Origin of the sequence: Acidisphaera sp. S103, from assembly GCF_009765975.1 — a bacterium.
In the GTDB taxonomy this organism is placed as follows: domain Bacteria; phylum Pseudomonadota; class Alphaproteobacteria; order Acetobacterales; family Acetobacteraceae; genus Rhodopila.
Genome location: NZ_LMUJ01000103.1, coordinates 102470 through 111399, shown reverse-complemented (window position 1 = coordinate 111399; position 8930 = coordinate 102470). Strand labels below are relative to the sequence as shown.

The window sequence follows — 8930 nt, the reverse complement described above, 5'->3', positions numbered from 1 at the left end:
GCGCTTATATTGGGTCATGGTCGGCTCCGGTCTTGGTTGCTAACGGCCCCAATTCTGGCACTTGATGCCGTGGGGCCGTCCACCCCAACAGTCCGGGATCATCGCATTGATCTTGCAAGTCTACGCAGCATAAGGCGCACCGATGCGAACAGCAGGAAGGCGCGAGCCTTTCGGTTTAGGCATTCCCAATCCTTGGCCAGGCGGCGACAGCGATTGAGCCAGGCAAAGGTCCGTTCGACGACCCATCGTTTGGGCAAAATGGTGAAGGCTTTGATTGGGTCCGACCGCTTGACGATCTCGACATCGACCTGAGCCATGATGGTTTGCATGGCGTCACGAAAGCGCGGCCCCTGATATCCGCCATCGGCGAAAAGCTTCAGAAGAAACGGATACAACCCGAACAATGTGGCCATCAGCATGGCTCCGCCATCACGGTCCTGAATGTCGGCGGCATGCACGATGGCCTGCATCAGCAGGCCCGTTGTATCGACGACGATATGCCGCTTCTTCCCCTTGATCTTCTTCCCTGCGTCGTAGCCATGCGGATCGATGCATGCCCCCCTTTTTCGGCGCTCTTCACGCTTTGACTGTCGATCACCGCGGCGGTCGGGCTGGCTTCCCGTTCAGCCAGTTCCCGGCATTGCACATAGAGCGCATGATGGATGCGTTGCAGCGTCCCATCGTAGTCCCAGCGATCAAGATAACCATGGATCGTGCTACGCGGCGGAAGGTCCTTCGGGATGTCTCGCCATTGGCACCCAGTGCCAAGGATATACATGATACCATTGACAATTTCCCGCACATCCACTGTCCGTTTGTTGCCCCCTCGCTTGGCAGAGGGTATCAGCGGCGCGATCAAGCCCCACTCCTCATCCCTCAGGTCATGGGTGTAGCGCAGGCCCTTGCGGTCATGCAGGCGACGGGTCTCTGGGGTCCACATGAGGCACCTCGTCAAGTGAGGCCTAGCAGGGACTCACATTCGATCCGAGCCGGTCAACCCCTCACCTTAACCGATTCCAATGACTCGCTTTGATCCCGGACAGACACTGAGATTCGGCAGTCGCAGAAAATTACCCTCACGACGAAGGTGGCGGCACGACGTCGCTCCGTTCTTTGTATGCATAGTTACTCACTAGTCGTTTAATTAAGGCGACAAACCACTCGTACGTGCGCGCCTGAGCCGTTATGATAAGGCATGAGGCGAGATCGGCTTACCTCGATGGGGGACCGTCCAGTGATTGGGGGATCATGATCGGAGCGATGCGACCGGTCGGGTATGTTGCCGGCTGGAGGTTCGCGGATGGAATGGACGCTGCGTTTGGTCGGGACGGAGATGGACGGTCAGTCTCGAAGGTTCGACGTGATAGAGACCAGTCGACCTGATGGTCTCAGTGACATCCCGAACTTAGGTTTGACGCTGGCCGAGGCGAAGCAGCTGCTGGTGCAAGTTCAACAGGAGGTCGTCGCTGCGCAGGCCCGCCACCATGCGATTTTTCGGCCGGACTGTCAGTCATGCGGCGGAAGGTGCCACATGAAAGATTGGCGGCGTCACCGGGTTGCGGCGCTGTTCGGCGAGGTCCGCGTCGGCAACATCGAAACGGAGACTGGTGGCCGTCAGGTCTTTGGCGCCGTCACCAGATCCGAGACCGACATCACCGCGCTGATCCAGCGAACCCTTGAAACCGCGGGCCGGACCGACGCCACCAAGGTGACCGCTTTCCCCGGTGGTTGTCCGGGTCTGCGCACGACTCTGACCAGCGCGGGAGTCACGCAACCACCGATTTCAGACGGGTTTCATATCGCGATGCGTTTGCAACACACGAAGCTGGCGGCTCGGAATTTGTCGACCGACGGCCCTGACCGGGTGACGGCGAAGGCGAATGTCTGCACTGGCGCATTTGGAACGGCAAAGCGAAGAATGCCCAGCGCAGCATCAACCGGATCCGCAAGGTCATGCATGTCTTCAAAGGGGGGCACAGCCAGGGCGCGAAGGGCGTGGCATCGCGCAAGCTGTGGCACGCAATCGATAAATATCTCAGAGGCCAAGCCGCGTGGCTGGTCGACTATGCCAAACGCTTCCGTGCAGCCTGCGCGTCGGAACTTCGGTCACCGAGGGCACAGCGAACTTCCTGGTCAATCGGCGCGTGAACAAATCCCAGCAGATGCGATGGTCACGAAATGGCGCCGATCTGCTGCTCCAAGTTCGTTGCGCGGTCTACAATGGCACGCCCGGTCCCGGGTTTGGGCATCGGTTTGACCGGATCGCCAATACAGACCCGATCTTTGCCGAAGCACCATGATCCCCCAACGGTTGGACAGTCCCCCGGTTGGAATTACTTCCGGCGCAAGCGCCGGGCATTGGCGCGGGAGCGGACCAGATACGGGGCAAGAACGGCGGCATTGCCTCGGCCGGTCAGCAGCGCGAGCGCCGATGCCTGCATGGCGGCGACTTTTTCCACGACCATGCGCTGATATTCCGCGGCGGAGCAGGTGCCCTGCGCCATCATCAGTGAACGACGGTAGATGGTTTCCCACGATGCCAGGGTCAGTTGGGTCATCATGGCGGGCAGGGTGCTGCTGCGGCGTTTGGTCATGAGACTCAGATGAGGCGGGCCTGGGTGAGACGCCAGTCACGCCTGCGGCAGCACTCAACCAGATCGAGCGTACCAATGTCGCGCAAATCGTCCAGTGTGGATAATCTCGCCTGGCCATGCAGCCCCTTGTGGAGTCACTGCTGAGTCTCGGACTGCTCTGCGGCAGCAGCGTCGTGGGGTTCTGGCTGCGGCGCGCCCTGTCCGATCGGCATTTCAATCGAGACACCCTCGATTCGATGCGCCTTGTCATCACCATGCTGGTCACCTTCGCCGCCTTGGTGCTGGGGCTGCTGACCGCCGGTGTGAAGGCCCGCTTCGACAACCAATCCGACGTCATGCGCGGCTATGCGGTGCAATTGATCGAACTGAACCAGCGACTTCGGGAGTTCGGCCCGGACGCCGACGCAGCCCGAACATTGCTGCGCGCCTATACCGCGGCTGCCATCGTCGACACTTGGCCCGACGAACCCATGCCGCCCGGACGATATCCCACCAACCTGGCGTGCGATCGGTCCATTCCAACCGAATGCCGGCAGCTTGGCGACATGCTGAGTGATTTGGCTCGGATGATCGACATGTTGCCATCCGGCGACCTTTTCCACGAGCACGTGAGCGCGGCGCTGCGCAGCCGCATGACGAACACGCTGGAAACCCGGTGGACACTGATAGAAACCGCGCACAGCACCGTCTCCTGGCCATTCCTGGGATTGCTGGTGTTCTGGCTGATGCTGGTGTTCGCGATGTTCGGCCTCAGCGCGCCACGCAACCGGGTGGTCTATGCGACCATCCTGTGCTGCGGCCTGTCCGTTGCGTCCTCGCTCTACATCATCTTGGATTTCGACACGCCCTATCACGGGCTGCTGGCTTTACCCAGCCAACCGCTGCGCGACGCCCTGCAGCACATGGACGCACTGAACTGACATCAGCCGCGGTTGAGGCCGACTCTCGCTTCGTTATGGCCCGGCGTTAGTGTGGTGGCTGCCAAAGGAACAGTCAACGTCATAGCGCTGCTGAGCGTTCTGACCGCGGACAGCTCCCTCCCCGCCGCAGCCCAGGCGATGTTCGAGCAGATGGGCGCGCACATCGACGCACTGAATCAGCGCGTGAGGGCTTTGGATGGCGAATTGGCCGCGCTACACAAGGCCAACCCCGTCAGCCAGTTGCTCGCCGAGATCTCGGGGATTGGCCCGATCGGGGCGATCACCATGGCCTTGACGGTGGAGCCACGGAACTTTGCATCCGGGCGACACTTCGCTGCGTGGTTGGGCCTGACGCCGAAGGAACATTCCACCGGCGGCAAGCAACGAATGGGCAAGATCAGCAAGGCCGGGAATGAAAGGTTGCGGCAATTGCTGGTTGTTGGCGCCACGTCCGTCGTCCGCTTCGCCAAACCAGGCAGCACGTCTGCCTCGGCGTGGCTTCTGCAACTGCTGGAGCGCAAGCCACGCAAGCTGGCCGCGGTCGCTCTGGCCAACAAGACCGCTCAGATTATCTGGGCGATGATGTCGCGCGGGGAAGCATACCGGCGTCAGCCGGTCGCCGCCTGAACCGCGCGCGACTGCCAGGGGTTTGAGGGCAAACAAGAGATGGCTATCGGTCGAACCGACGAACGGCACAATCCGTTGATACCTGTGGTTATGACAAACCGCGTGGTTGTTTGGATGTCGTTCGCGGAACCCATCTGGGCCAGCGGGCATGGCCCTGCGTCAAAGGCCGGACATATGATCGCATTCGATCCAATGTCAGAATCTTGCCAACCCTCCTTGAACCCCACGGGCCGTCCACACGTGGTATGACATCAACGGCCGTGGAGACCGACTTTCTATCGGAGCCCTCCGTGAGGTAATACTTACTCTGCCGCCCGGCGCGGCATCTTCGCGCCGGCTTTGGCTCCCGATTTCGCAGCGGCCTTCTTCTTCGGTGCGGCTTTCTTCTTCGCGGGCGCCGCCTTCACGGCCGGCGCCTTGCGGGGCGCCTTCTCCGCCGCGGCGGCCTTCGCCGGCATCTTTCCCTTCCGGCCAGCCGCGCCACGCGGCTTCAGCGCCTTGCCCTTTTCGGCCAACAGCGCAACCGCCTCCTCCAGCGTGATATCGTCCATCGACACGCCGCGCGGCAGGTTGGCGACCGTCTTGGCGTGTTGGACATAGGGGCCAAACCGGCCTTTCCGCACGCTGACCAGTTCCTTGTCACCCGGATGCGGCCCGATCGTCCGCACGCTCGCCAGCTTCTTCGCCAGCAGGTCAACCGCTCGGTTCAACCCCAGCGCCAGCACGTCGTCGTCTTTGTCCAGCGACCCGAAGACCGCCCCCATCTTCACGTACGGCCCGAACCGCCCGATACCAGCCTCGATCTTTTCCTTGGTCTCCGGATGCAGCCCGATCTCGCGCGGCAGCGCCAGCAGGCCCAGCGCCTGGTCCAGCGTCAGGCTTTCGCCGTCCATGCCGCGTGCCAGCGACGTGCGCTTGGGACGGACCTTCTTGTCTTCGCCGTTCTCGCCCAACTGCACATACAGCCCATACGGGCCGCGGCGGACAGTGACCTCCTCGCCGGTATCCGGGTGGTGGCCGAGCGACCGCATCCCTTCTTTCAGCGTCTCGCCGCCCTCTTCGCCGGCGTCGATCGCCAGCCGGCGGGTGTACTGGCACGCCGGATAGTTCGAACAACCAATGAAGCTGCCGTAACGACCAAGTTTCAAACCCAGCCGGCCGTTGCCGCAGGCGGCACAAATTCGCGGGTCCGAACCGTCCTCCCGCGCCGGAAAGAAATGCGGACCCAGGTCCTGGTCCAGCGCGTTGATGACGTCACTGATCTTCAGGTCGCGAGTCTGCTCGACCGCCTTGGAAAATTCATCCCAGAACGCGTGCATCACCGTCCGCCAGTCCAACTGACCGGCGGAAATCTCGTCGAGCTTTTCCTCCAGCCCGGCGGTGAAGCCGGTATCGACGTAATGTTCGAAGAAACTGACCAGGAATGCAGTGACCAGCCGGCCGCGGTCCTCCGGCACGAAGCGCCGCTTGTCCAGCTTCACATAGTTCCGGTCCTGCAGCACCGACAGAATGGAGGCGTAGGTAGACGGGCGGCCGATGCCCAATTCCTCCATCTTCTTGACCAGGCTGGCCTCCGAGTAGCGCGGCGGCGGCTGAGTGAAATGCTGGCTGGCATCCACCTTCTGGCGTTTCAGCGGATCGCGCTCGCTCATCGGCGGCAGCATCCGGTTGTCGTCTTCGTCCGACGCGTCGTCGGTGTCCTCGCGGTACAGCTTCAGGAAGCCGTCGAAGGCGACGATCGACCCGTTCGCCCGTAATTTCACACCTTTGCCATCAACGACATCGACGCTGACCTGGTCCAGCTCCGCCGACTGCATCTGCGAGGCCACGGCGCGCTTCCAGATCAGTTCGTACAGCCGGCGCTGGTCGCTGTTCAAGCCGTGGACGATCTGGTCGGGCGTGCGGGTCACGTCGGTAGGACGGATCGCCTCATGCGCTTCCTGCGCGTTCTTGGCCTTGCTGGTGTATTCCCGCGGCGCCGCGGGCAAATAATTGGCACCGAAACTGCCGCTGACGTGGTCGCGGATGCTGGCGATTGCCTCGCCCGCCATCTGCACGCCGTCGGTCCGCATATAGGTAATCAGGCCGGTGGTCTCGCCGTCGATGTCGACACCTTCGTACAGCCCCTGCGCCAGCCGCATCGTCTGCTGCGCCCCGAACCCCAGCTTCCGGGACGCTTCCTGCTGCAACGTGGACGTGGTGAACGGCGGCGGCGGATTGCGCTTGACCCGCTTGCGCTCCACCGAACCGACGGTGAACACGCCGGCCTCGACGGCGGCCTTCGCCGCCAGGGCGAGCACTTCGTTGTTCAGGTCGAATTGATCGAGCCGCTTGCCGTTCAGGTGCGTCAAGCGCGCGGTGAAGGGCGCACCGCCAGGGGTCAGGAACAGCGCCTCAATGGTCCAGTATTCGCGGGCCTTGAAGACTTCGATCTCAGCCTCGCGGTCGCAGATCAGCCGCAGCGCCACGGATTGGACGCGGCCGGCACTGCGGCTGCCAGGCAGTTTGCGCCACAGCACCGGCGACAGCGTGAACCCCACCAGATAGTCCAGCGCGCGTCTGGCCAAGTAGGCCTCGATCAGCGGCTGATCCAGGTCTCGCGGATGCGCCACGGCGTACCGGATGGCGTTGCGGGTGATCTCGTTGAACGTGATGCGGTGGACCGTTACGCCCTTCAGCGCGTTCTTTTCCCCCAGCATCGCCTTCACGTGCCACGAAATCGCCTCGCCTTCGCGATCCGGATCGGTGGCGAGATACAAGGTCTTGGCACCTTTCAGCGCCTTGGCGATGGCGCCGACCTGCTTGTCGCCCCGTGAGTCAGCCTCCCAGTCCATCGCGAAATCCTGGTCCGGCCGGACGCTGCCATCCTTCGGCGGCAGGTCTCGCACGTGTCCAAAACTGGCGAGAACCGTGTAGCCGCCACCCAGATAGCGGTTGATGGTCTTGGCCTTGGCGGGGGATTCAACGACGACGACATCTGACATTGATGGGTGCGGTATCCTACTCAATCGCGTCCGGCAAGAGTGCCACCCGGCTGCCGGCAAGGGTCTCTACACGCCCCGCCAACTCCAGTTCCAGTAAAACCGCCATTGTGACGGACGGGGACAAGTGGCAGTGCCGCACCAGATCGTCAACCATTGTCGGTTCCGGCGATAACAACGCGAGGACCTGAGCGCGCGCATCCGGCCCGTCTTCCGCTCCCCGGAAGCCCTCCAGCGACGCTTGCTCCGGCTCCTCTAAGCCGGATCTGCGCGGCCGCCGGGCGCTCGGTTCCGGCGGCAGGTTGTCCAGCACGTCGGCGGCGGTCTCCACCATGATCGCCCCCTGCCGGATCAGGTCGTTGCCGCCGCGGGCACGTGGATCGAGTGGCGAACCGGGAACGGCGAAGACTTCCCGCCCCGCCTCCTGTGCGAGCCTCGCCGTGATCAGGCTGCCGGAACGCAGCGCGGCCTCCACCACCACCACGCCCAGGGACAGCCCGGCGATGATCCGGTTGCGGCGGGGGAAATGTCGCGCCTGTGGGACGGTGCCGACGGGGGCTTCGGTGACCAGCAGGTGAGTGGCGGCAATGCGGCGATGCAGGTCGGCGTTCTCAGGCGGGTAGGGCTGGTCGATCCCGCCGGCAACCACGGCGATTGTCCGGCCGGCGCGCATCGCGCCCTGGTGCGCAGCGGTGTCGATGCCGCGCGCGAGGCCGGAGACGACGACAACGGACGCGGCCAGATCCGCGGCCAGGGTCTCCGCCATACGCTGGCCGTTGGCGGAGGCGTTGCGGCCGCCCACCGTCGCGACGCAACGCTGCTGGGCCAATCCGGCGTCACCACCGACGATCAGGCAGGGTGGCGCATCGTCCATCATGGCCAGCAGGGGGGGATAATCGTCGTCGCCCAAGAAGATCATCCGGCCGCCGGCCGCGTCGGTGCGTTCCAGTTCGCGCTCCGCTTCCGGCGCCGGCGGTATCGCCGGCGTCGTCGTCTTTCCCCCGGCCCGAACCAGCCGGGGTAGTGCGTCAAGCGCGGCGGCGGGCGTGTGGTAGCGGTCGAGCAGGCGGCGGTAGGTGATCGGGCCGACACTGTCGGTGCGGATCAGGCGAAGGTGATCGATCCGGTTTGTCCAAGTTGACATGCTGGCGGCGTCCTTGTGTGCCGCCGGCGGAAATACGGGCGGGCCAGGTCAGGCGTGTCCCGTTTTGCCGCGGCCGAAGCGTGGTTCGGTGCCGTCGAGCAGGCGGCGGATGTTGGCCTGGTGGCGGACGAACACAAGCACGGCAATGGTAAAGGCAAGCTTAACGACGCTGAAATCTTCCAGGATCAGCGCGGTGCAGGGGGTGGAGGCGAAGGCCGCCAGCGCCGCCAGCGACGATAGCCTTGTGGCGGCGAAAACCAGCAGCCAGATGGCGCAGGCGGCGACCCCGGCAGGCCATGCGACGGCGAGCAGGACCCCCAGGCCGGTGGCCACGCCCTTGCCGCCCTTGAACCCCAGCCACACCGGGAACAAATGGCCCAGGACAGCGGCCAAGCCGGCGAACAGCACGATATCCTGGTCGTACACCAGTGTCCGGGCGATCAGCACGGCGGCGGCGCCCTTCAGCGCGTCCAGCACCAGGGTCGCGGCGGCCAAGCCCTTGCTGCCGGTCCGCAGCACGTTGGTCGCGCCGATATTGCCCGATCCGATACCGCGGATATCGCCCAGGCCGGCGGATTTGGTCAGCAGCAGGCCAAACGGAATGGACCCCAGCAGGTAGCCGAGGACACAGACGAAAATCAGTGGCAGGTTGTCGAAGATCACG

At 63.7% G+C, this 8930-nt stretch carries 7 protein-coding genes and 1 pseudogene; 3 read left to right on the top strand and 5 right to left on the bottom strand.

Annotated elements, in window-relative coordinates:
- Positions 1 to 98: 98 nt before the first annotated feature.
- A pseudogene (locus GSQ89_RS34400) lies at positions 99 to 940 on the bottom strand (IS5 family transposase).
- Between the two features lie 360 nt (positions 941 to 1300).
- On the opposite strand from GSQ89_RS34400, the gene GSQ89_RS34395 reads away from it, so the two are divergent.
- The gene (locus GSQ89_RS34395) at positions 1301 to 2257 is read left to right on the top strand and encodes a hypothetical protein (protein ID WP_158932617.1); all 957 of its coding nucleotides are present in this window, start codon (positions 1301 to 1303) and stop codon (positions 2255 to 2257) included.
- 76 nt (positions 2258 to 2333) lie between these two features.
- Here GSQ89_RS34395 and GSQ89_RS34390 read toward each other — a convergent pair whose 3' ends face one another.
- Complete coding sequence (locus GSQ89_RS34390) at positions 2334 to 2594, bottom strand: hypothetical protein (protein ID WP_158932616.1); 261 nt, start codon at positions 2592 to 2594, stop codon at positions 2334 to 2336.
- Positions 2595 to 2710: 116 nt separating this feature from the next.
- On the opposite strand from GSQ89_RS34390, the gene GSQ89_RS34385 reads away from it, so the two are divergent.
- Complete coding sequence (locus GSQ89_RS34385; protein WP_158932615.1) at positions 2711 to 3514, top strand: hypothetical protein; 804 nt, start codon at positions 2711 to 2713, stop codon at positions 3512 to 3514.
- Positions 3515 to 3568: 54 nt separating this feature from the next.
- Positions 3569 to 4141 carry an IS110 family transposase gene (locus GSQ89_RS34380; RefSeq protein WP_254073512.1) on the top strand — a complete coding sequence of 191 codons (573 nt, stop codon included), beginning with the start codon at positions 3569 to 3571 and terminating at the stop codon, positions 4139 to 4141.
- Between the two features lie 302 nt (positions 4142 to 4443).
- On the opposite strand, the gene topA is transcribed toward GSQ89_RS34380, so the two are convergent.
- Genes topA through plsY form a run of 3 tightly spaced genes read right to left on the bottom strand, consistent with a single transcriptional unit; the run spans position 4444 to position 8929 of the window.
- Positions 4444 to 7125 carry a type I DNA topoisomerase gene (gene topA, locus GSQ89_RS34375; RefSeq protein WP_158932614.1) on the bottom strand — a complete coding sequence of 894 codons (2682 nt, stop codon included), beginning with the start codon at positions 7123 to 7125 and terminating at the stop codon, positions 4444 to 4446.
- Between the two features lie 16 nt (positions 7126 to 7141).
- Positions 7142 to 8266 carry a DNA-processing protein DprA gene (gene dprA, locus GSQ89_RS34370; RefSeq protein ID WP_158932613.1) on the bottom strand — a complete coding sequence of 375 codons (1125 nt, stop codon included), beginning with the start codon at positions 8264 to 8266 and terminating at the stop codon, positions 7142 to 7144.
- A gap of 48 nt (positions 8267 to 8314) precedes the next feature.
- Positions 8315 to 8929, bottom strand: coding sequence for a glycerol-3-phosphate 1-O-acyltransferase PlsY (gene plsY, locus GSQ89_RS34365; RefSeq protein WP_254073511.1), 615 nt, complete (start codon positions 8927 to 8929; stop codon positions 8315 to 8317).
- Between the last annotated feature and the right edge of the window lies 1 nt (position 8930).

Coding starts and splice junctions, on each gene's coding strand:
- GSQ89_RS34395 (WP_158932617.1), top strand. CDS start 1,301: ATGGAATGGACGCTGCGTTTGGTCGGGACGGAGATGGACGGTCAGTCT.
- GSQ89_RS34390 (WP_158932616.1), bottom strand. CDS start 2,594: ATGACCAAACGCCGCAGCAGCACCCTGCCCGCCATGATGACCCAACTG.
- GSQ89_RS34385 (WP_158932615.1), top strand. CDS start 2,711: ATGCAGCCCCTTGTGGAGTCACTGCTGAGTCTCGGACTGCTCTGCGGC.
- topA (WP_158932614.1), bottom strand. CDS start 7,125: ATGTCAGATGTCGTCGTCGTTGAATCCCCCGCCAAGGCCAAGACCATC.
- dprA (WP_158932613.1), bottom strand. CDS start 8,266: ATGTCAACTTGGACAAACCGGATCGATCACCTTCGCCTGATCCGCACC.